The 21,429-nt window shown below is 70.7% G+C and carries 18 protein-coding genes; 10 read left to right on the forward strand and 8 right to left on the reverse strand.

Features of this window, described 5'->3' with window-relative positions:
* Nucleotides 1-36 precede the first annotated feature (36 nt).
* Nucleotides 37-855 carry a PhzF family phenazine biosynthesis protein gene (locus GTY47_RS37330; RefSeq protein ID WP_010041327.1) on the forward strand — a complete coding sequence of 273 codons (819 nt, stop codon included), beginning with the start codon at nt 37-39 and terminating at the stop codon, nt 853-855.
* 21 nt (nt 856-876) lie between these two features.
* Here GTY47_RS37330 and GTY47_RS37335 read toward each other — a convergent pair whose 3' ends face one another.
* Nucleotides 877-1,680, reverse strand: coding sequence for a type II CAAX endopeptidase family protein (locus GTY47_RS37335; RefSeq protein ID WP_010041329.1), 804 nt, complete (start codon nt 1,678-1,680; stop codon nt 877-879).
* A gap of 67 nt (nt 1,681-1,747) precedes the next feature.
* The gene (locus GTY47_RS37340; protein WP_010041330.1) at nt 1,748-3,265 is read right to left on the reverse strand and encodes a glutamate-cysteine ligase family protein; all 1,518 of its coding nucleotides are present in this window, start codon (nt 3,263-3,265) and stop codon (nt 1,748-1,750) included.
* Nucleotides 3,266-3,820: 555 nt separating this feature from the next.
* Between GTY47_RS37340 and GTY47_RS37345 the strand changes: the two genes are divergently transcribed.
* From GTY47_RS37345 to GTY47_RS37355, 3 genes are all read left to right on the forward strand, one after another.
* Nucleotides 3,821-4,405, forward strand: coding sequence for a hypothetical protein (locus GTY47_RS37345; RefSeq protein ID WP_010041331.1), 585 nt, complete (start codon nt 3,821-3,823; stop codon nt 4,403-4,405).
* A gap of 433 nt (nt 4,406-4,838) precedes the next feature.
* Nucleotides 4,839-5,045: a DUF5999 family protein gene (locus tag GTY47_RS37350; protein ID WP_010041334.1), complete on the forward strand. Its 207-nt coding sequence runs from the start codon at nt 4,839-4,841 to the stop codon at nt 5,043-5,045.
* A 224-nt stretch (nt 5,046-5,269) separates the two neighbouring features.
* Nucleotides 5,270-6,298: a LacI family DNA-binding transcriptional regulator gene (locus GTY47_RS37355; protein WP_010041337.1), complete on the forward strand. Its 1,029-nt coding sequence runs from the start codon at nt 5,270-5,272 to the stop codon at nt 6,296-6,298.
* 478 nt (nt 6,299-6,776) lie between these two features.
* Here the strand turns inward: GTY47_RS37355 and GTY47_RS37360 are convergent, their stop codons facing one another.
* From GTY47_RS37360 to GTY47_RS37375, 4 genes are all read right to left on the reverse strand, one after another.
* A complete protein-coding gene (locus GTY47_RS37360; protein WP_010041339.1) occupies nt 6,777-7,826 on the reverse strand; it encodes an endo-1,4-beta-xylanase in 1,050 nt (349 codons plus the stop codon).
* Nucleotides 7,827-7,883: 57 nt separating this feature from the next.
* A complete protein-coding gene (locus tag GTY47_RS37365) occupies nt 7,884-8,648 on the reverse strand; it encodes a carbohydrate ABC transporter permease (RefSeq protein ID WP_231911258.1) in 765 nt (254 codons plus the stop codon).
* Nucleotides 8,649-8,719: 71 nt separating this feature from the next.
* Nucleotides 8,720-9,718, reverse strand: a complete 999-nt coding sequence (locus GTY47_RS37370) for a sugar ABC transporter permease (protein WP_010041343.1) — start codon at nt 9,716-9,718, stop codon at nt 8,720-8,722.
* Between the two features lie 6 nt (nt 9,719-9,724).
* Entirely contained in the window at nt 9,725-11,014 is a 1,290-nt protein-coding gene (locus tag GTY47_RS37375) for an extracellular solute-binding protein (protein ID WP_010041346.1), read from the reverse strand.
* A gap of 789 nt (nt 11,015-11,803) precedes the next feature.
* Here GTY47_RS37375 and GTY47_RS37380 point away from each other — a divergent pair.
* Nucleotides 11,804-13,783: an APC family permease gene (locus GTY47_RS37380; RefSeq protein ID WP_029181271.1), complete on the forward strand. Its 1,980-nt coding sequence runs from the start codon at nt 11,804-11,806 to the stop codon at nt 13,781-13,783.
* Between the two features lies 1 nt (nt 13,784).
* Here the strand turns inward: GTY47_RS37380 and GTY47_RS37385 are convergent, their stop codons facing one another.
* A complete protein-coding gene (locus GTY47_RS37385; RefSeq protein ID WP_010041350.1) occupies nt 13,785-14,381 on the reverse strand; it encodes a DUF1707 domain-containing protein in 597 nt (198 codons plus the stop codon).
* 128 nt (nt 14,382-14,509) lie between these two features.
* On the opposite strand from GTY47_RS37385, the gene GTY47_RS37390 reads away from it, so the two are divergent.
* From GTY47_RS37390 to GTY47_RS37410, 5 genes are all read left to right on the forward strand, one after another.
* Entirely contained in the window at nt 14,510-14,905 is a 396-nt protein-coding gene (locus tag GTY47_RS37390) for a helix-turn-helix transcriptional regulator (protein WP_010041352.1), read from the forward strand.
* A 154-nt stretch (nt 14,906-15,059) separates the two neighbouring features.
* Complete coding sequence (gene modA, locus GTY47_RS37395; RefSeq protein ID WP_010041355.1) at nt 15,060-15,863, forward strand: molybdate ABC transporter substrate-binding protein; 804 nt, start codon at nt 15,060-15,062, stop codon at nt 15,861-15,863.
* Complete coding sequence (modB, locus tag GTY47_RS37400) at nt 15,860-16,690, forward strand: molybdate ABC transporter permease subunit (RefSeq protein ID WP_029181272.1); 831 nt, start codon at nt 15,860-15,862, stop codon at nt 16,688-16,690. The genes modA and modB overlap by 4 nt, the downstream gene beginning before the upstream one ends.
* A gap of 94 nt (nt 16,691-16,784) precedes the next feature.
* On the forward strand, nt 16,785-17,870 hold the full coding sequence (locus GTY47_RS37405) for an ABC transporter ATP-binding protein (RefSeq protein ID WP_010041362.1): 1,086 nt from the start codon (nt 16,785-16,787) through the stop codon (nt 17,868-17,870).
* 26 nt (nt 17,871-17,896) lie between these two features.
* Nucleotides 17,897-18,316, forward strand: coding sequence for a TOBE domain-containing protein (locus tag GTY47_RS37410; protein ID WP_010041364.1), 420 nt, complete (start codon nt 17,897-17,899; stop codon nt 18,314-18,316).
* Between the two features lie 58 nt (nt 18,317-18,374).
* Here the strand turns inward: GTY47_RS37410 and gcvP are convergent, their stop codons facing one another.
* Nucleotides 18,375-21,260 (reverse strand): aminomethyl-transferring glycine dehydrogenase, encoded by a 2,886-nt coding sequence (gene gcvP / locus GTY47_RS37415; RefSeq protein ID WP_010041366.1) that lies wholly within the window; start codon nt 21,258-21,260, stop codon nt 18,375-18,377.
* Between the last annotated feature and the right edge of the window lie 169 nt (nt 21,261-21,429).

The raw sequence follows: 21,429 nt of genomic DNA on the forward strand, positions 1-21,429 counted from the left end.
TGGTCCGCCGCTTCGGCGAGCCTCTAGCGTCGGGGCATGCGGATTCGAATCGTCGACGCCTTCACCGATCGCCCCTTCTCCGGAAACCCGGCCGGAGTCGTTCTTCTGAACGACGCGGACGCCTTCCCGGACGACACCTGGCTCCAGAACGTCGCCCTGGAGGTCAACCACGCCGAGACGGCCTTCGCGCACCCCCTCCCCGAGGGCGGGGAGGCCGACTGGGCGCTGCGCTGGTTCACGCCGGCCACCGAGGTCGCGATGTGCGGCCACGCGACCCTGGCCACCGCCCACGTCCTGCACACCACCGGCATCCACGTGGGCCCGGTACGGTTCGCCACCCGCAGCGGCGTCCTCGCCGCCACGCCCGCCGAGGACGGCTCCGTCACGCTGGACTTCCCGACGGCTCCCCTCACCCGGATCGACCCGCCGGACGGCCTCGCCGAGTCCCTGGGCACCGAGCCGCTCACGGTCCTCGACACCGGCCCGAACATCGGCGACCTGCTGGTCGAGGTCGCAGACGAGAAGACGGTGCACGGCCTCGTCCCCGACCTCAAGGCCCTCGCCGCCCACTCCGAGCGCGGCGTCATCGCCACGGCCCGCGCGGACGACCCCGACCGGGGCTACGACTTCGTCTCGCGCTGCTTCTTCCCGAACGTCGGCATCGACGAGGACCCGGTGACCGGCAGCGCGCACACGGCGCTCGCCCCGTTCTGGTCCGAGCGCCTCGACAGCCCCCGCCTCACCGGCCTCCAGGCCTCGCCCCGCTCCGGCCGCGTCCGCACAGAGCTGCGCGGCGAGCGCACCCTGCTGTCCGGCAGGGCGGTCACCGTCATCGAGGGCGAGCTGCTGGCCTGAGACGCCCCTCCCCCGGGTGTCTCACGCCGTCGGAAGCCACCCGACCTTGCCCGCCAGCAGGGCGTAGCCCACGAAGGCACCGATGTCGAGCAGCGAGTGGGCCACCACCAGCGGGCCCACCCGACCCCAGCGTCGGTACAGGTAGACGAACACCACGCCCATGACCATGTTGCCGATGAAGCCGCCGATGCCCTGGTAGAGGTGGTACGAGCCGCGCAGGACCGAGCTGCCGACCAGCGCGGCCGTCGGCGTCCAGCCCAGCTGGCCGAGGCGGCGCAGCAGGTAGCCGACGACGATCACTTCCTCCAGTACCGCGTTCTGGATCGCCGAGAGGATCAGCACGGGGTACTTCCACCACACGGCGGGCAACGCCTCGGGGACCACCGTGAGGTTGAAGCCGAGGCCGCGGGCGGCCAGGTAGAAGGCGATGCCCGTGCTGCCGATGACCGCCGCGATCGCCGCCCCGCGGCCGAGGTCGGGCCAGGGCCGGGTGCGGTCGAACCCGATGGCGCGCAGGCCCGCGCCCTCGCGCAGCAGGAAGTGCGCGACGAGTACGACGGGCACGAGCGCGGTGGTGATCCCGAAGAGCTGCCAGGCCAGGTCGAGCCAGGGACGGCCGGGCGCGGCCGAGGCGTTCATCGTGGCCGCCTGGTCCTTCAGCCCGCCGGGCTTGGTGACCGAGCCGATGAAGCTGATCAGGGCGGAGACTCCGCTCGCCCCCAGCGAGAGCGCCAGCACGAGCAGCGTCTCGTTGCGGAGCATCCGCCGCGAGAGACGCTGCTGGGGAATGGAATCGTCGGCCACCGGGCCCGCCTCCGCCTGCACACCTGCCTCCACTTCACCGACCTGTCGGATCAGTATGAGGCCGGCGGTGCACCGGCCCAGCGGCGCGTCAACCCAACGGCACCGGCTCCGGCAGCCCCACGGGCCAGGTGTGCACCGGCTCCCCCTTGTGCATCAGCTCGCGATAGCGCCGGGTCGTGGCGGCCAGCGCGGACCCGCGCGAGTGGCCCGCGTCCAGCGCCTTGTGGAAGGTCGCGGCCTGCCAGCTCGCCCCGTTCACCCTGCGCCGGCACCGCTCCTCGATCACACCCAGGTACAGGTCGCGGTCGGCCGGCTCCACGCCCCACGCGTCCAACCCGGCCTCGGCGAGCGGCAGCAGTTCGTCGCGGACCAGGCTCACCGCGTCGACCTGCGCGGTGCCGCCGTAGCGGCCGCGCCGGGGCCAGGTGAAGCGGGCGTCGATGCCGTCCTTGCACGCGGCGTCGAAGTTGGCGGCGGCCGCCTCGAACGGCAGCCGGGCCCACACCGGCCGGGCCTCCTCGGCGAGGGCGCGGACGACGCCGTAGTAGAACGCGGCGTTGGCGACGACGTCGATGACGCTGGGCCCGGCGGGCAGGACGCGGTTCTCCACGCGCAGGTGGGGGACGCCGTCGGCGATGCCGTACACCGGGCGGTTCCAGCGGTAGATCGTGCCGTTGTGCAGGACGAGCTCGGCGAGCGACGGGGTGCCGCCCTGGTCGAGCACCTCCAGCGGGTCCTCGTCGTCGCAGATCGGCAGCAGCGCCGGGTAGTAGCGCAGGTTCTCCTCGAACAGGTCGTACGCCGAGGTGATCCAGCGCTCCCCGAACCAGGTGCGTGGCCGGACGCCCTGGGCCTGGAGTTCGGGCGGGCGGGTGTCGGTGGACTGCTGGAACAGCGGGGGCCGCGACTCGCGCCACAGCTCACGGCCGAAGAGGAACGGCGAGTTGGCGCCGACGGCGATCTGCGCGGCGGCGACCGCCTGGGCCGCGTTCCACACGTCGGCGAAGCGGGCGGGGGTGACCTGGAGATGCAGTTGCACGGAGGTGCAGGCGGCCTCCGGCGCGATGGACTTGGAGGTGCAGCTGAGGTGCTCCACGCCGGCGATGTCGAGGGTGAACTCCTCGCCGCGGGCGGCCACGATCTGGTCGTTGAGGAGGGTGTAGCGGTCGACGTCGGAGAGGTTCGACGACACCAGGTCGTCCCGGTCGAGGGTCGGCAGAATACCGATCATCACGATTCCCGCATCGACCTCACCGGCTTTCCGGTCGGCATATGCCAGTGACGTACGGAGTTCCTCCGCGAGCCGGTCGAATACCCGACCTCCCAGACGGTGTGGGGGAATGTTGACTTCCAGGTTGAACATGGCGAGTTCTGTTTGGAAATCGCGGCTCGCGATACGCTCCAGGACTTGCGCGTTCAACATTTTCGGCATGCCGTCGGCGCCCGCGAGATTCAACTCGATCTCCAGCCCCATGAGGTTCTTGGGGCGATCGAACCGCTTCTCCGCCAGGAGTCGCTCCAAGCCCGTCAGGCACCGACGGAGCTTGTCGCGGTAGCGCTGGCGATCGGACAGGTCGAACCGGCCTGCCACGACCTTCTCCCCCATCGATGCGTCCCTCCTCGGATGATGCGGGCCGAAGATCCGGCCGCCGGGGTCCCGGTCAGGTGGAGGATGCCCAGCGAAAGCGATCGATAACGTCCCGGACGGACCCGTCGACCGCTACGCTGGTCACGTATGACCGGTGGCACATTCACTCGGCATGACGCGTCAAGCCCGGGTTTCGGGATCACGCGAACTCGTGAAAAACGCCGACGAGAATAGGCCGACCGCCCCGCGGGCATTCGCCGAGGTCATCGCCGCACACACCCGCGTGGAATCGGGATAATTCTCGCGTATCGCCGACCGAATGTACCCTTGTTCTACTCACCGGAAACGGCTAGACGAAACACAGTCTGAACCCGTGTCGTATAAACTCCGCGAACAGGCAGAAGGTTGGCGCCCACGGTCGATGGGTCATGCCGTCGAGGCCTTGTTCGGCGGACCCCACCCCCCTCTCGTTCTTGAGACCCCGGCCCCTGCCTCTCTGACCTTCGTGAGCTGACAGCGCCGTCCGCCCCCGCCCTCGTGCCACCGTGCCTTTGAAATGAGAGGCGACCCACCATGCCGCTGCATGTCCCCCCGGCTCCCGCGCCCGCACTCCGTTCCGTACTGACTGCGCTCTCCTCTCCCACCGCGGTCGTCGAGGCCCGAACTCCCTCCCTGCTCCGCGCCCAGGGACCCGCCACTGCGGAGCTCCCCCTGCCCGTCCACGTCCTCGACCGCGTCACGGCCGAGGGGGTGTCGGCCACCCGGCTGGCCGGGTGGCGCTTCCTGATCCGCTGCGGCGACGGTGCGGTGGCCGCCGCGGACACCGTGCTGACCCCCGACGGCTGGGCCTTCTCCCGGTTCTTCGAGGGCCCGTACATCGCCTCCACCGAGCGTGCCCTGCGCCAGGCCGAGACGATGCCGCAGCCGTACCAGCCGCGCCTGTTGTCCGTGCCCGGCCTGTACATGCTGACGCTCTGGCTGCACGAGGACTGCACCGCCGACGGCGCCGCCGGCCATCCCGCCGCCACCGATCTGCTCGTCCCACTCGCCCCCGCACCTCCCGGTATCGCGGCCCATCGCCCGCACCGCGTCGCCGAGCTGCTCCCGGTGCTGACCCACCGGGTGACTCCGACGCGGCTGCTCGGCTCACCCGCCTGAAGCGCCGCGCCCCGAAAGTCTCCGCACCGAAGCCCTCCGCACCCCGTCGCCGAATTCTCCGGCGGCGGGGTCGCCCTTTTTCCGCTCGGTCGCCCTTTCCCGCTCGTACGAGCACTGAATAGCTCGTACGAGCCGGAATCGACCGTCTGCCCGACCGGACTAGCCCCATTCGGCCACCACGAACCATCCGAAGTGACAGTCCAGTTGGGATGAACCATCCGCGCGGGTGACGCGTCATGAACCTGTGAGAAGCGGTGCCGCGAAATCCCTGCGGATCGACGCCCGTGGGGCAACACTGGGTTCCGACGACTTATCACAACGGGGGGCGGCCATGAACGACACTTCTAGCCGCGGAACAGACTCGACAGCCCACTCAGCCGACTCGGCCGACTCGTTCATCTCATCCACCACGACACAGCGAGAGATCCCACCCATGTGCCAGCACCAGACTCCGTGCCCGTCAGCCGAATCCGCCGACCGGGAATCCGCCCGTCTCGTGGCGCACCACCCGGAGCAGGGTTGGAGCCTGCTGTGCAACGGTGTGGTGCTCTTCGAGGACACCGGCGAGCTCCTGCCGGACGGCAGGATCATCGCCCCGCACCGTCCGCTGGCCTCCAGCCAGGTGATGACGGCCGCCTGAGGTCGTCGGGCGGCGTGACGTCCCGCCCGCACACATGAGGGGCCGGCCGCGGGGCACCCTGCGAACCGGCCCCGACGCGTGTGGCGGGAGTCGTCACTCCACGTCACTTCCTGCGACGCCCCGTTCATGGCTCGTACGCCTTGCTGGTACGCCTTCCCCCGGATGCCCGTTTTCCGGAAGACTCCTGGAAGTTTCGGGGTCACTCGTCGACGGAGGTGGGGCCAGTGGCAGCAGGTGAGGCCGGGGGCAAGGTCACGATCACGGAGATCGCCCGGCAGGCCGGCGTGTCCGTACCGACCGTGTCCCGGGTCGTCAACGGCCGGTCCGACGTGTCGCCGCAGACCCGTGCCCGCGTCGAGGATCTGCTGCGCCGGCACGGCTACCGCAAGCGCCCCGGGACCCCGGGCACCCGTGCCGGCCTGCTCGACCTGGTCTTCAACAACCTCGACAGCCCCTGGGCCGTGGAGATCATCCGCGGGGTCGAGGAGGCCGCGCACGCGGCCGGGGCGGGCACGGTGGTGTCGGCCATCCACGGGCACTCGGGCGACGCCCGCGAGTGGATGCGCAACCTCCGGGCGCGGGCCTCGGACGGCGTCATCCTCGTCACCTCGGCCCTGGAGCCGACGCTCCACGAGGAGTTGCGCTTTCTCGGCGTCCCGCTGGTCGTCGTCGACCCGGCGGGCTCACCCGCCCTGGAGGCTCCCACCATCGGTGCCGCCAACTGGTCGGGGGGCATGGCGGCCACCGAGCACCTGCTGTCCCTGGGCCACCGCCGGATCGGTCTGATCGCGGGGCCGCCCCGGCTGCTGTGCTCCCGGGCCCGGCTGGACGGCTACCGCGCGGCTCTGGAAGGCGCCGGCATCGCGATGGACGAGTCCCTCGTCGTCCCCGGCGACTTCCGCCCCGAGTCCGGCTTCACCGCCTGCGACGCCCTGCTCCGCCTGCCCGAGCCGCCGACCGCCGTGTTCGCGGCCAGCGACCAGATGGCACTCGGCGCGATCGAGGCACTGCGCCGACGAGGGCTGCGGGTGCCGCAGGACATGAGCGTGGTCGGTTTCGACGACCTTCCGGAAGTCCGCTGGTCGGCCCCGCCCCTGACCACCGTCCGCCAGCCCCTGGCCGACATGGGCAAACTGGCCGTCCGCACGGTCCTCCAGCTCACCCGCGACGAACAGCCCGGGTCACCCCGGGTGGAACTGGGAACCGACCTGGTGGTCCGGGCCAGCACGGCACCCCCACCGGGACGTGCCTGACGCACTCACCCGACTGGGCGGAAGCCGGCCGGGGGCGCCGCGGGCCGGGCGCCGACAGGAGCGCGCGGCCCGGTGCCGACGGGAACGCGAACCCACCACCGAGGAGAACCACCCGGCCCCGCACCGGGGAGGTCGCCGACCCAGCCCCGGCGGAAGGCACCCGGCCCAGCACCAGCGAAGGCATCAACCCGGCACCGACAAGACACCCAACCCAGCACCGGCGAAAGCCGCCCGGCCCAGCACCAGCGAAGGCAGAGACCCGGCCCCGACAAGACACCCGACCCACCCCGCACCGGCGCAAGACACCCGACCCAGCACCAGCGAAGGCACCGACCCGGCCCCGACAAGACAACCGATCCCGCACCGGCGCAAGGCCCGACGCCACCCGTCGGCCTTGGCGGGCCGCGCCCCACCGCCCGCCAAGGCCGGACCAACCGGTGCCCCCACAGCACCCCCTGCGGCAGGTCCCCCGCCCCCGCTACCTCCCCCCGAGCGCCTCACGGAGCGCGAAGTACGCCGGTTTCGGGGTGAGTTGCTCATCCCACGGCAGGGCCGCGCCCTCGCCGGGGAAGAACGCCGGGATCCACGAGTACTTGTCCGTGTAGTCCCAGAGGGTGACTCCGACGCAGCGGCGCACCGCCAGGCAGGCCTCGGTCAGGTCCCGGTACCACTCGGCCTGCTGGGCCAGCTTCTCCTCGGTCGCGGGCAGCTGCATCCGGATGTCGACCTCGGTGAGCGCGGTGTCGAGGCCGAGCCGGGAGAAGCGGCGGAGGTTGTCCTCCAGTGTGGAGGGATAGCCGTACTGGAGGGCCAGATGGGCCTGGAGGCCGATTCCGTGCAGCGGGACGCCCTTGGCCTTCAGTTCCTTGGCCAGCTTGTAGTACGCGTCGCTCTTCGGGCCGATCCCCTCGATGTTGTAGTCGTTGAGGTACAGCTTCACGCGCGGATCGGCCTGGTGCGCCCAGCGCAGCGCGTCGGCGATGTAACCGGGCCCGAGCGTCTTGTAGAAGACCGACTCCCGGTACGTACCGTCCTCGTTGAACGCCTCGTTGACGACGTCCCAGGCGAACACCTTGCCCCGGTAGTGCCGTACCTCGGTCTGGATGTGCTTCTTCAGCACGGCCCTCAGCTCAGGGGCCGTCCACTCCCGCTCCGTGAGCCATTCCGGCAGCTGGCTGTGCCAGACGAGGGTGTGGCCGCGCACCTTCTGCCGGTTGGCGCGGGCGAGGTTCACGATCTCGTCGCCCTTGGAGAAGTCGAACACGCCCTGCTCGGGCTCGGTCGCGTACCACTTCATGCCGTTGCCGGGGGTGATCTGGTCGAACTCGCTGCCGAGCAGGGCCTTGTACGGCTCGTCGACGAGCTCGGGATTGTCGGTGGCGCTGCCGAAGTAGCGGCCGTGCCGCTGGGCGAGATCGGCGAGGGTGGGTTGCTGGTGACCCGCTTGGGCGGGCGAGCCGACGCCGATGCCGGCGGCGACCAGAAGCGCCGTGACGGCGCCGACGAGTCTCAGACGGTTCTTGCGCATGGTGCGACTCCTCACGACAGGGATGGGGAGAACAGAGCCGTACGTTCGCGGCGCGCGTCAGCCCTTGGTGGCGCCCGCGGTGAGGCCGCCGACGAGCTGGCGCTCGGCGACCGAGTAGAAGGCCAGGGCAGGGACCATGGCCAGCACCAGATAGGCGAAGACCTTGGCGTACTCCGCGGAGTACTGCCCCTGGTACTGCTGCACCCCGATCGGCAGCGTCCACCACTGCGCGTCGGTGAACACCAGCAGCGGCAGGAAGAAGTTGTTCCAGCTGGTGACGACGGCCAGCACGGAGACGGTGCCGAGCGCGGGCCGCGCCATGGGCAGCAGCACCCGCCAGAAGAAGCCGAACGAGCTGCACCCGTCGAGCGTCGCCGCCTCCTCCAGCTCGCCCGGGATCTGCCGGAAGAAGCCGCGCAGGATGATGATGGTCATCGGCAGCCCGAAGGCGGCCTGCGGGAGGATCACGCCGAGCGGGTTGTCCAGCAGGTCCAGGGACCGCAGCAGCAGGAACAGCGGCAGGGCCGCCACCGCGAACGGGAACATCAGCCCCATCGTGAACAGCGTGAACAGCACCTCCCGGCCGCGGAAGGCGAACCGCGCGAACGAGAAGGCCGACAGGGCGGAGACCGCGACGACCAGCACGGTCGTGCCCACCGCGATCAGCGTGCTGTTGCCGATCAGCCGCCAGAAGTCCCCCGAGCCGAGGATCTGGGTGTAGTTGGAGGTCACCCACGACTCGGGCAGACCGACCGGGTTGCGGGAGAGCTCGTCGGTGGACTTGAAGCCGGAGAGCGCGGCGTAGACCAGGGGGACGGCCATGACCGCGCCGACGAGGACCAGGACGAGGTGCAGAGGGAGGCTCCTGCCCCTGCGGGATGTCCGACTGTGCGTCACTTTCCGTCTCCCCGCATGGTCGTGGTGGCCCCTTCCAGGTCGCGCCGGAGCACGAACCGCTGGTAGGCGAGGGCGAAGACGAGACTGATGGCGAACATGACCACGCTGATCGCGCTGGCGTAGCCGACCTGGTAGCGCTTGAACCCGTACTGGAACATGGTCACGGCCATGGTCTCGGAGTGGTGGTCCGGTCCGCCCGCGGTGGTCACCCACACCAGGTCGAAGAGCTGGATGGACCCGATGACCGCCAGGAAGACGCTGATGCGCAGGGTGGGCGCGAGCAGCGGCAGCGTCACGTTGCGGAAGCGCTGCCATGGGCCGGCCCCGTCGATGAGGGCCGCCTCGGTCAGCTCCCGGGGGACGGCCTGGAGCCCGGCCAGGCACAGCATCATGTGGAAGCCGAAGTACTTCCAGGTCATGACGAGGAACAGGGTCGCCATGACGGTGGACGGATCGGCGAACCACTCCCCGCCCAGCCCCTCCAGTCCGATCTTGCCGAGGACTTGGTCGGCGAAGCCGTCGTCCGGGGCGAAGATCATGCCGAAGAGGATTCCGGTGATGGCCTCGGACAGGACGTACGGGGCGAAGAACAGCATCCGGTACACGGCCCGGCCGCGCATCCGCTGGTTGAGCAGGACGGCCATGGCGAGCGCGAACGGCAGTTGGATGACCAGCGACAGCACCACCAGGACCAGGCAGCGCCACAGGTCGCCCAGGAAGACGTCGTCCTGGAAGAGCCGGGTGAAGTTCTCGCCGCCGACGTAGTCGGAGGGCATGCCGAAGCCGCCCCAGCGGAAGAACGCGGCGTACAGCGCGAACAGCATCGGCAGCAGGACGAGCCCCATGAACAGCACCAGGGCGGGCAGTTGGAAGCCGGCCGCGGTCAGCCAGTTCAGAACCCGTCGCCGGGCCCGGCTCCGGGGGCGGTCCGCGGCCGGGGGCGGGAGGCCGGCGTCGCGGCCGGTCCGTTTGTCCGGCAGGAACGTGGAGGTCATCGCCGGTTACTGCTCTTCCTTCGCGGTCTTCGTGATCGACTGGCCGACCTGCTCGGGCGACCGGGAACCGGCGATGAGCGCGGCGACGCTGTCGTTGACCTCCTGGCCGACGGCGGGCGCGTACGCCTGGTCGAGGTAGAGCTGGAAGCCGGTGGTCTTCTTCAGCTGCTCCTGTACGGCCTTGATGTTGGGGTCGGCGATGGCGCTCTCGGCCGCCGGGACGACGGGCAGGACGCCGGTCTTCTTGACCAGCTCCAGGTCGGTCGCCTCGGAGGCGAAGAACTTCAGGAAGTCGACGGCCTCCTGCGGGGCGCCCCGGCGCAGGGCGTGCCCGCCGCCTCCGCCGAACACCTCGGTGATGGCGCCCTTGCCGCCCTCGACCGCGGGGAACGGGAAGAACCCGAGGTCCTTGCCGAGGCCCTTGCCCGCGTCGGCCTGCACCACGGGCGCCCACTGGCCCATGAGTTCCATGGCCGCCTTGCCGTTGCCGACGGCGGCGGCCTGGCCGGTGGGGGTGGAGTAGGCGGCGCCGAGGAAGCCCTTCTGGAACGGCTGGAGGCCGACGAGTTCCTTCAGGTGCTCTCCCGCCTCGACGAAGGGGGCGCTGGTGAAGTCCTTGTCGTCGTAGGCCTTCTGCAGGGCCTCGACACCGGCGGTGCGCATCGCCAGGTAGGCCCAGTAGTACATGCCGGGCCACTTCTCCTTGCCGGCCAGCGCCAGGGGCGTGACACCGGCGGACTTCAGCTTGCGTACGGCGTCGAGGAAGCCGTTCCAGGTGGTCGGGGGTGCGCTGATGCCGGCCTTCGCGAAGAGCGCCTTGTTGTACCAGAAGCCGATCATGCCGATGTCGAACGGGATGCCGTAGACCCTGTCGTCGATCAGGTACGGCTCCCGGGCGGCCGGGAGCAGGGCGTCGCCCCACGGCTTGGTGCTGTCCGTGAGGTCCTCGACGAGGCCTGCGTCGACCTGCTGCTTGAGTACGCCACCGCCCCAGGTGTGGAAGATGTCGGGCAGCTTGCCCGAGGAGGTCAACGCCGTCATCTTCGACTTGTAGGCGTCGTTCTCCATCTGGACGATCTTTACCTTGACCTTGGGGTTCTGGGCCTCGAACTTCCGGGCGAGGGCGGCCCAGACGGTCTTGGCCGGCTCGGTGGTGGAGATGTTCCACCACTCGATCGTGGTCGTCCCCGACGACCCTCCGTCCGAGTCCCCGCCGCATGCGGTCAGTGCCATTCCCAGACCGGCCGCGGCGGAGGCCGCCAGGAAGCCGCGGCGGGACAGTGCCGGGTCGCCCATCATGCGCTCCTTGGGTACGGGACGGCGCTACCGCGTCCGTCCACTGGATCGAAAGTTTCGAAAGAGATCCAGAAAGCTTCGTTGTTGCCGCACCCTAGAGACAGCCGCCAAACGGTGGCAACCCCTTGTGCACGGTGAATCTGTCACCGGCACACGGGGCTTGAAGGAGGCTGGGCCGAGCGTCGACTTTCCGCGGCCTTCCGGAAGGAGCGGTCGGACGGAGGCGGGGACGCATGCGGACCAGTCGTTCGCCGCCTCCGCCGAGCGAGAAGACAAGCGTGCCGTGACCGGCTGGGCGCACCCCATCGAAGTCGTCGCGCACCGGCTCGGGTTCGAAGGACCGAGGAGGTGGAACTGAGGGAGCAGACGAGGTAATAGAAGGAGAGCCGGGTGCGCTGTGGGAGCCCGCACATGGATGCTGGGGGACGAAACATTCGGGTCACTTGGCGAACGTTACGAAGGTGCCCTGCAGGTGTCACCCACTCCGGCGACAAGAAGACCGATACCCGACGCCCTCCGCGTCCGCGATCACGGAGGGTGTTCACCCCTCGGCCGGCGCAGGACCGTCGCCCGCATAACGGAATACGCGGCTCGGCGACCGCCCAACATGCTCTCAGCTCGTGGTTTGACGTTCACGGCGCAGATCCGCCGCCCCGGCGGCCAGTCTTAACGGAAGCTTGACGCGCTCAGTGACCTCATCCACAGGCCATCGCATCACGCTCCGCTTACGCTGATCGGGCCGTCCAGTGATGGCCGGAATCATGCTGAACGCACATCGGGAGCACGTCGATGGCCACCACTGAGCACCCGCCGCCGAGCCGTACGGAGCCCGCTCCACCCAGTCGCCTGCGCGCCTGGATGCTGGAGGGTCTGTCCGACATGGGCAAGGGCGGCGGCCACACCGGGCCCCATGCCGAACCGGAGCCCCCGCACAAGGGCCAGCGCTGGTGGCGGGTGATGTGCCTGACCGGCGTCGACTACTTCTCCACGCTCGGCTACCAGCCGGGCATCGCGGCGCTCGCCGCCGGGCTGCTGTCGCCGGTCGCGACGATCGTGCTGGTCATCGTCACCCTGGCGGGCGCCCTGCCGGTCTACCGCCGGGTGGCCGAGGAGAGCCCGCACGGCGAGGGCTCGATCGCGATGCTGGAGCGGCTGCTCTCCTTCTGGCAGGGCAAGCTGTTCGTGCTGACCCTGCTGGGCTTCGCCGCCACCGACTTCCTGATCACCATCACCCTGTCGGCCGCCGACGCATCCACCCACCTCGTGGAGAACCCTCATCTGACCGGCGTCCTGCACGACAAGCAGATGCTGATCACGCTCGTCCTCGTGGCACTGCTCGGCGCGGTGTTCCTCAAGGGCTTCCTGGAGGCCATCGGTGTCGCGGTCGCCCTGGTGGGCGCCTACCTCGCGCTCAACGTGGTCGTGGTGGCCGTCGGCTTCTACCACGTGGTCACCGCGGGCCATGTGGTCACCGACTGGGCCGGTGCCCTCACCACTCAGCACAGCAATGTCTTCGTCATGATCGGCGTGGCCCTGCTCGTCTTCCCGAAGCTGGCCCTCGGCCTCTCCGGGTTCGAGACCGGCGTGGCCGTGATGCCGCACGTCAAGGGCGACCCGGACGACACGGAGGAACGGCCGGCCGGCCGCATCCGCGACACGAAGAAACTGCTCACCACGGCCGCCCTCATCATGAGCGGCTTCCTGATCACCACCAGCTTCATCACCACGCTCCTCATCCCGGAGAAGGAGTTCGAGGCGGGCGGCCAGGCCAACGGGCGTGCGCTGGCCTATCTGGCGCACCAGTACCTGGGCAACACCTTCGGCACCGTCTACGACGCCTCGACGATCGCCATCCTGTGGTTCGCCGGCGCCTCCGCGATGGCCGGCCTGCTCAATCTGATGCCGCGCTACCTCCCCCGCTACGGCATGGCACCGCACTGGGCCAGGGCCGTCCGCCCCATGGTCATCGTCTTCACGCTGATCGCCTTCCTCGTCACCTGGATCTTCGACGCCGATGTCAACGCGCAGGGCGGCGCCTACGCCACCGGTGTGCTGGTCCTCATCAGCTCCGCGGCCATCGCGGTGACCATCGCCGCCCGCAAGGCACGGCAGCGGAACTGGACCATCGCCTTCGCGGTCATCTCCGCGGTGTTCCTCTACACGACGGTCGCGAACGTCATCGAGCGCCCGGACGGCGTGAAGATCGGCGCCTGCTTCATCGCCGGCATCATCCTGGTCTCCCTGCTGTCCCGGCTGGCCCGGTCGTTCGAACTCCGCGTGACCAGCGTGACGCTGGACTCCATGGCGGAGCGTTTCGTCCGGGACATGGCCAGCCGACGGATGCGGTTCATCGCCAACGAACCCGACCGGCGCGACATCGCCGAGTACCGCGACAAGATCGAGCAGATCCGGCACGACAACGACGTATCCGGGCAGGAGGACTTCGTCTTCGTCGAGGTGACGGTCACCGACCCGTCCGAGTTCGAGGCGGGCCTGACCGTACGCGGCGACGTACTCCACGGCCGCTACCGCGTCCTGACCCTGGAGTCCTCCTCCATCCCCAACGCCCTGGCCGCGCTCCTCCTGCACGTCCGGGACATGACCGGCCGCACCCCGCACATCTACTTCGAGTGGACCGAAGGGGGCCCCTTCGCCAACCTCCTGCGCTTCTTCCTGTTCGGGCAGGGCGAAGTCGCCCCGGTGACCCGCGAGGTCCTGCGCGAGGCGGAACCGGACCGGAAGCGGCGGCCGAGGGTGCACGTGGGCTGAGTCAGGCCGTCGGTCTCCGCCGGCCGAAGCCCCTGCGGGGCGGGCGCACCACGATCTGCCCGTAGTTGATCTCGCCGGTGATCCGTACCCGCAGCACGACCGGGGCGTCCGCCGCCGCACGCGCCTTGATCTGGGAGTAGTTCGTCACGAGCGCGCCGGTGTCCACCACGACCCCCGGCCGGGTCAGCAGCTTCAGGGCCCCGGCCCGCATGGCCAGGTCGATGTGCAGCGTGTCCTGGGTGATCACCGCGTCGGTGAAGTCGAGCGTCACCTCGCCCCACGCCGACCGGACCTCCAGCCGCCGCGGCACCACCCAGCCGTCACCGCGCCGGGTCGAGGACCCTTCCTGCTCGATCCGGACGACCTCCTGGGCGTCGACGCCGGTCCCGCCCGCCACTGCGGGCAGATCCGCGGTCAGCACCGCGAGCTCGCCCACCGTACGGGCGGACAGCGCGGCCTCCAGCCGTTCGTCGAGCTCCTCCAGGGTGAGCCGGCCGTCCCCCGCGGCGACGCGCAGCACGTCCACGGTCCGGTCCCGGTCCGCGTGCGAGGCCCTCACCTCGGGCGATCCACCGGTACGCGAGAGTTCCCCCGTCATCACTTCTCCCCGACTCTCCCCGGGCACGCACCCGGCCCACCCACTCGACGACTAACGCTATATCGCGTTATACCCAACGGCCAACCCCGCATCCGCCGTTCCCGTCCCACGCCCCTATCGTGACCGGCATGCAGTCCTACACGATCGGCCAGGCAGCACGACTGCTCGGCGTGAGCCCGGACACCGCCCGGCGCTGGGCGGACGCGGGCCGCATCACCACCCATCGCGACGAGGCCGGACGGCGGCTCGTCGACGGACGGGACCTGGCCGCGTTCTCGGTGGAACTCGCCAGGTCCGGCACCGCCGAGGAGGACACCCCGTACACCTCGGCCCGCAACGCCTTCCCCGGCATCGTCACCGCGATCAAGCTCGGTGACGTCGCCGCCCAGGTGGAGATCCAGGCCGGCCCGCACCGCCTCGTCTCCCTGCTCACCCGCGAGGCCGTCGAGGAACTGGGCCTGGAGGTCGGCATGGAGGCGACGGCCCGCGTGAAGTCGACGAACGTCCATATCGACCGGGTCTGAGGTCCGTAGGAACGCACATACACACCCAGCAGCCCTCTTCCCCTGGCTCATGCGAAGCCACAGCAGACCTACGCCTCGCAGATGCGTCAGTATGATCGGCGTATCGGAGGAGCCCAGCGGCTCTTCCCCCGCACACCGAGGGAGTGGCCCCGAGATGACCCGTTCCGCGCACCGGACCCGCCGGATCCTCCAGGTCGCCGGTGTGTCCGCAGCCGCGCTGCTGACTCTGAGCGCCTGCTCCTCCGGCACCGGCTCGGACAAGGGCTCCTCCCCTTCGAAACCCTCCGGCACGGTCACCGTCTTCGCCGCCGCCTCCCTGGAGGAGAGCTTCAAGGCCCTGGGCAAGACGTTCGAGAAGGAGCACCCGGGCACGAAGGTCACCTTCAACTTCGGCGGCAGCGACACCCTCGCCGCCAGCATCACCAGCGGCGCCCCGGCCGATGTCTTCGCCGCCGCCAGCGCCAAGACCATGGCGACCGTGACGGACAAGCAGGACGCGGCGGACACGCCGGTCACCTTCGTCCGCAACCGGCTGGAGATCGCCACGCCCCCGGGCAACCCCGACCGGATCTCCTCCCTGAAGGACCTCACCAAGCCCGGCCTGAAGGTCGTCCTGTGCGACAAGACCGTGCCGTGCGGCGCCGCCGCCCAGAAGGCGCTGGACACCGGCGGCCTGAAGCTCACCCCCGTCTCGTACGAACAGGACGTCAAGAGCGCCCTGACCAAGGTCGAGCTGAAGGAGGCCGACGCCGCCGTCGTCTACCGGACCGACGTGCGGGCGGCGGGTGACAAGGTGTACGGCGTGGAGTTCCCCGAGTCGGCCCAGGCCGTCAACGACTATCCGATCGCCCTGCTCAAGAACGCCCCCAACCCCGGGACGGCGAAGGCGTTCGTCGCCCTCGTGCGATCCGCCGAGGGCCAGAGGGTGCTCTCCGAGGCCGGGTTCCTCAAGCCGTGACCGACACGCTGGAAAGCCGGCCCCGCCGCGATCGCACCCGTGGCCGGGCACGAGCGGTGCCGGTGCCCCTGCTGGTGCCCGCCCTGGTCGGCCTGGCGTTCCTGCTCCTGCCTCTGATCGCCCTGCTCGTACGGGCGCCGTGGCGCGGCCTCCCCGAGCAGCTGACGAGTGCCGAGGTGTGGGAGGCACTCCGGCTGTCGCTCCTCTGCGCCACGGCGGCGACGGGCCTGAGTCTGGTCGTCGGCGTACCGCTGGCCTGGCTGCTGGCCCGCACACGGTTCCCCGGCCGGGGTTTCGTCCGGGCCCTGGTGACCCTGCCCCTGGTGCTGCCGCCGGTGGTGGGCGGTGTGGCCCTGCTGCTCGCCTTCGGGCGCAACGGCGTCATCGGGCAGTGGCTCGACTCCTGGTTCGGGATCACCCTGCCCTTCACCACGACGGGTGTCGTACTCGCCGAGACGTTCGTGGCGATGCCGTTCCTCGTCATCAGCGTGGAGGGCACCCTGCGGGCCGCCGACCCGCGCTACGAGGAGGCGGCCACCACCCTGGGGGCCTCCCGCTTCACCGCGTTCCGCCGGGTCACCCTGCCGCTGATCGCGCCGGGCATCGCGGCCGGTGCCGTGCTGGCCTGGGCACGGGCCCTCGGCGAGTTCGGCGCGACGATCACCTTCGCGGGCAACTTCCCGGGCCGCACCCAGACCATGCCGCTGGCGGTCTACCTGGCTCTCCAGAACGACCCGGCGGCGGCGATCGCCCTCAGCCTGGTACTGCTGGCGGTGTCCATCGCGGTACTGGCGGCCCTGCGCGACCGCTGGATGACGCCGTCGTGATGTCCGGGACCGACTGCCGGACGAGGGCCTGCCGGCACGGCCCGGAACCGGATGACGGCCCTCTGCCCCCCCTGACCACCTGGACGCGAACCTCATGACCGAGACGACCGACCGCGACGGCCCAACCCCCGGCCTCCGCACCGAGGGCCTCGACGCCCACCTCGTCGTCGACCGCGGCTCCTTCCGCCTCGATGTCGCCCTCACCGCCGCCCCCGGCGACGTCGTCGCGCTGCTCGGCCCCAACGGCGCCGGCAAGACCACCGCCCTGCGCGCCCTCGCCGGCCTCGCCCCGCTCACCTCGGGGCATCTGGTGCTGGAGGGTAGGCCGTTGGACCGTACGCCGCCCGAGTCCCGCCCGGTCGGCGTCGTCTTCCAGGACTACCTGCTCTTCCCGCACCTGACCGCCCTGGACAACGTCGCCTTCGGGCCGCGCTGCCGGGGCGCCGGCAGGGCCGAGGCCCGCGCCCAGGCCGCCGAGTGGCTGGACCGGATGGGCCTGGCCGACCACGCCGGCGCCAAGCCCCGCCGTCTGTCGGGCGGCCAGGCCCAGCGCGTGGCGCTGGCCCGTGCCCTGGCCACCCGGCCCCGGCTGCTGCTCCTGGACGAACCCCTCGCCGCGCTCGACGCCCGCACCCGCCTGGAGGTGCGCGCCCAGCTCCGTCGCCACCTCGCCGAGTTCGAGGCCGTGGCCGTCCTCGTCACGCACGACCCGCTGGACGCCATGGTGCTGGCCGACCGCCTGGTCGTCGTCGAGCACGGCCACGTCGTCCAGGAGGGCACGCCCTCCCACATCGCCCGCCACCCCCGCACGGACTACATCGCCCGGCTCGTCGGCCTCAACCTCTACCGAGGACGGGCCGAGGGCCACGCCGTCCGGCTCGACGCGGGCCCGGCCGTCACGACCACGGAAGAGCTCTCGGGCCCGGCCTTCGTGGCGTTCCCGCCCGGCGCCGTGACGCTGTACCGGGAGCGCCCCACCGGCTCCAGCGCCCGCAACCTGTGGCGCTGCGAGGTCGCCGGGCTGGAGACGCACGGCGACCAGATCCGCGCGGACCTCACCGGCGAACTCCCCCTGACCGCCGACCTCACCACGGTCGCCGCGGCCGAACTCGACCTGCATCCCGGCGCCGCGGTATGGGCGACGGTCAAGGCGACGCAGACGCACGCATACCCGGCATAAGGGGCTCGCCGGGCTACCGTGCACCCATGAGCCTGAGCATCCGCAACCAGCTTCCCGGCACCGTCACCGCCGTCACGCCGGGCGAGGCCATGGCGATCGTCAGGGTGCGCCTCACCGGCGGCCAGGCCCTCACCGCGGCGATCACCCGCGAGGCGGCGGACGACCTCGGTCTCACGCCGGGCACCGCCGTGCGCGCCCTGGTGAAGTCGACGGAGGTCTCGCTGGCCACCGCCCCCGTCGAGGGCCTTTCCATCCGCAACCGGCTCCCCGGCACGGTCAGAGGCATCGCCACCGGTGACGCGATGGCGTCCGTGCGGGTCACCGTCGAAGGCGGCGAACTGACCGCCGCGATCACCAGGGACGCCGCGGACGACCTCGGCCTGTCGGCCGGAACCCCCGTCGTCGCCCTGATCAAGTCGACCGAGGTGTCCCTCGCCGCCGAATGACGAGAGGGGCTCCGCGGTGCGGGGCCCCTCTCCTGCGCCCGGACGACCGGGCGGCCGATCAGTCCTCGTAGGCGTCCAGCGGCGGGCAGGAGCAGACCAGGTTCCGGTCGCCGAAGGCCTGGTCGATGCGGCGCACCGGCGGCCAGTACTTGTCGGCGGTCGAGACCCCGGCCGGGAAGACGGCCTCCTCACGGCTGTATGCGTGCTCCCACTCGCCGGCGAGGGTCCCGGCGGTGTGCGGGGCACCCCGCAGGGGGTTGTCGTCCGCGGGCCACTCGCCGGAGCCGACCTTCTCGATCTCCGCACGGATGGCGATCATCGCCTCGCAGAACCGGTCCAGCTCGGTCAGGTCCTCCGACTCGGTCGGCTCGATCATCAGCGTCCCGGCCACCGGGAACGACATCGTCGGCGCGTGGAAGCCGTAGTCGATCAGCCGCTTGGCGACGTCGTCGACGCTCACCCCGGTCGCCTTGGTCAGCGGGCGCAGGTCGATGATGCACTCGTGCGCGACGAGCCCGCCGGGGCCGGTGTAGAGCACCGGGTAGTGCGGCTCCAGGCGCTTGGCGATGTAGTTGGCACTGAGCACCGCGACCTGCGTGGCCCGCTTCAGCCCCTCGCCGCCCATGAGCCGGACGTACGCCCAGGAGATCGGCAGGATGCCGGCGGAGCCCCACGGCGCCGCGGAGATGGGACCGACACCCGTGTGAGGGCCCGCCTCGGGCTGGAGCGGGTGGTTCGGCAGGTACGGCGCGAGGTGCTCACGCACCGCCACCGGACCGACACCGGGGCCGCCACCGCCGTGCGGGATGCAGAAGGTCTTGTGCAGGTTCAGGTGCGAGACGTCCCCGCCGAAGTGCCCCGGCTTGGCGAGTCCGACGAGCGCGTTGAGGTTGGCCCCGTCGACGTAGACCTGCCCGCCCGCCTCGTGCACCTGGGCGCAGATCTCGGAGACGTGCTCCTCGAACACGCCGTGCGTGGACGGGTACGTGATCATCAGCACCGCCAGCTCGTCGCGGTACTGCTCGATCTTCGCCCGCAGGTCCTCGACGTCGATCTCGCCGTCCTCGGCGGTCTTCACGACGACGACCTTCATGCCCGCCATCACCGCGCTCGCGGCGTTGGTCCCGTGCGCGGACGAGGGAATCAGGCACACGGTGCGCTGCTCGTCCCCGTTGGCCCGGTGGTACCCGCGTACGGCGAGCAGACCGGCCAGCTCGCCCTGCGACCCGGCGTTCGGCTGGAGGGACACCTTGTCGTACCCGGTGACCTCGGCGAGACGGTCCTCCAGCTCACGGATGAGCGTGAGGTAGCCGCCGGCCTGCTCGGCGGGCGCGAAGGGGTGCAGCTGCCCGAACTCGGGCCAGGTGACCGGCTCCATCTCCGTGGTCGCGTTGAGCTTCATGGTGCAGGAGCCCAGCGGGATCATGCCCCGGTCGAGCGCGTAGTCGCGGTCGGCCAGCCGGCGCAGGTAGCGCAGCATGGCGGTCTCGGAGCGGTGCTGGTGGAAGACGGGGTGCGTCAGGTACTCGTCGGTCCGCAGCAGGGCCTGCGGAAGCCCGTCCTCCGTGGCCGCGTCCAGCGCCTCGACGACGCCCTCGACCCCGAAGGCGGCCCATACGGCACGCAGCTGGGCCCGCGTGGTGGTCTCGTCGCAGGCGATCGAGACGTGGTCGGCGTCGACGAGCCGCAGGTTGACCCCGTTCTCCTGCGCGGCGGCCACGACGTCGGCGGCCCGGCCCGCGACGCGCACGGTCAGGGTGTCGAAGTAGGACCCGTGCACGACCTCGACCCCGCCGTTCGCGAGCCCGGCGGCGAGGACCGTGGCGTACCGGTGGGTGCGCCGCGCGATGCCCTTGAGGCCCTCCGGCCCGTGGTAGACGGCGTACATGCCGGCCATGACGGCGAGCAGCACCTGGGCGGTGCAGATGTTGCTGGTGGCCTTCTCGCGGCGGATGTGCTGCTCACGCGTCTGGAGCGCCAGCCGGTACGCCTTGTTCCCGTCGGCGTCCACGGACACGCCGACGAGCCGCCCGGGCAGGCTGCGCGCCATCTTGTCCTTGACCGCCATGTAACCGGCGTGCGGACCGCCGAAGCCCATCGGCACGCCGAAGCGCTGTGTCGTCCCGACGGCGATGTCCGCGCCGAGCTCACCGGGGGACTTCAGCAGCGTCAGGGCGAGCAGATCCGCGGCGACGGTGACGAGCGCCCCGAGCTCGTGCGCCTGGTCGACGACCGGCTTGATGTCCCGTACGGCCCCGGAGGCGCCCGGGTACTGGATCAGCACGCCGTTGATCTCGCGCTCGGCGATCTCGGCGGGAATGCCCTCGCCGAGGTCGGCGACGACGACCTCGACGCCGGTCGGCTCGGCCCGGGTCTGGATCACGGCGATGGTCTGCGGCAAGGCGTCCGCGTCGACCAGGAACAGGCCCTTCTTGTTCTTGCCGAGGCGCCGCGACAGCGCCATGGCCTCGGCGGCCGCGGTGCCCTCGTCGAGCAGGGAGGCACCGGAGGTGGGCAGTCCGGTGAGGTCGGCGACCATCGTCTGGAAGTTGAGCAGCGCCTCGAGCCGCCCCTGCGAGATCTCCGGCTGGTACGGCGTGTAGGCCGTGTACCAGGCCGGGTTCTCCATGACGTTGCGCATGATGACCGGCGGCGTGAACGTGCCGTAGTACCCGAGCCCGATCATGGAGCCGAGGACCTGGTTGCGGTCGGCGAGGGAGCGCAGCTCGGCGATCACCTCGGCCTCGCTGCGGGCGCCCGGCAGGTCCAGCGCCTCGGCGCTCTTGATCACGGCCGGGACAGCGGCGGCCGTGAGCTCGTCCAGCGAGCCGTAGCCGACCTGCGCGAGCATCTTGGCACAGGCCTCGTGGTCGGGGCCGATGTGGCGCTGCTCGAAGGGGACTGCCTCTTCGAGTTCGGAGAGCGGGATGCGATGGGCGGTCATTTGCGGAGGCCTCCTGGTCTGACACGACCTTCGAGGGGCACCACGGCACGGGTACCCGGACGGCCTCCCCCTCTGTCATCTCAACCTGAGAGCTTCACCGGATCGCCCGAAGGCCTCCGGCTTTCACCGTCGGTGAGAGCGGAAGCCGTCGACACCCGCCCTGCTTTCC

Origin of the sequence: Streptomyces sp. SID5464, from assembly GCF_009862985.1 — a bacterium.
Taxonomy (GTDB): domain Bacteria; phylum Actinomycetota; class Actinomycetes; order Streptomycetales; family Streptomycetaceae; genus Streptomyces; species Streptomyces chartreusis_D.

Bases quoted from the DNA above. Each gene is read 5' to 3' on its own strand.
- GTY47_RS37330 (WP_010041327.1), top strand. From the start codon at position 37: ATGCGGATTCGAATCGTCGACGCCTTCACCGATCGCCCCTTCTCCGGA.
- GTY47_RS37340 (WP_010041330.1), bottom strand. From the start codon at position 3,265: ATGGGGGAGAAGGTCGTGGCAGGCCGGTTCGACCTGTCCGATCGCCAG.
- GTY47_RS37345 (WP_010041331.1), top strand. From the start codon at position 3,821: ATGCCGCTGCATGTCCCCCCGGCTCCCGCGCCCGCACTCCGTTCCGTA.
- GTY47_RS37350 (WP_010041334.1), top strand. From the start codon at position 4,839: ATGTGCCAGCACCAGACTCCGTGCCCGTCAGCCGAATCCGCCGACCGG.
- GTY47_RS37360 (WP_010041339.1), bottom strand. From the start codon at position 7,826: ATGCGCAAGAACCGTCTGAGACTCGTCGGCGCCGTCACGGCGCTTCTG.
- GTY47_RS37365 (WP_231911258.1), bottom strand. From the start codon at position 8,648: ATGGCCGTCCCCCTGGTCTACGCCGCGCTCTCCGGCTTCAAGTCCACC.
- GTY47_RS37370 (WP_010041343.1), bottom strand. From the start codon at position 9,718: ATGACCTCCACGTTCCTGCCGGACAAACGGACCGGCCGCGACGCCGGC.
- GTY47_RS37375 (WP_010041346.1), bottom strand. From the start codon at position 11,014: ATGGGCGACCCGGCACTGTCCCGCCGCGGCTTCCTGGCGGCCTCCGCC.
- GTY47_RS37380 (WP_029181271.1), top strand. From the start codon at position 11,804: ATGGCCACCACTGAGCACCCGCCGCCGAGCCGTACGGAGCCCGCTCCA.
- GTY47_RS37385 (WP_010041350.1), bottom strand. From the start codon at position 14,381: ATGACGGGGGAACTCTCGCGTACCGGTGGATCGCCCGAGGTGAGGGCC.
- GTY47_RS37390 (WP_010041352.1), top strand. From the start codon at position 14,510: ATGCAGTCCTACACGATCGGCCAGGCAGCACGACTGCTCGGCGTGAGC.
- modA (WP_010041355.1), top strand. From the start codon at position 15,060: ATGACCCGTTCCGCGCACCGGACCCGCCGGATCCTCCAGGTCGCCGGT.
- GTY47_RS37405 (WP_010041362.1), top strand. From the start codon at position 16,785: ATGACCGAGACGACCGACCGCGACGGCCCAACCCCCGGCCTCCGCACC.
- GTY47_RS37410 (WP_010041364.1), top strand. From the start codon at position 17,897: ATGAGCCTGAGCATCCGCAACCAGCTTCCCGGCACCGTCACCGCCGTC.
- gcvP (WP_010041366.1), bottom strand. From the start codon at position 21,260: ATGACCGCCCATCGCATCCCGCTCTCCGAACTCGAAGAGGCAGTCCCC.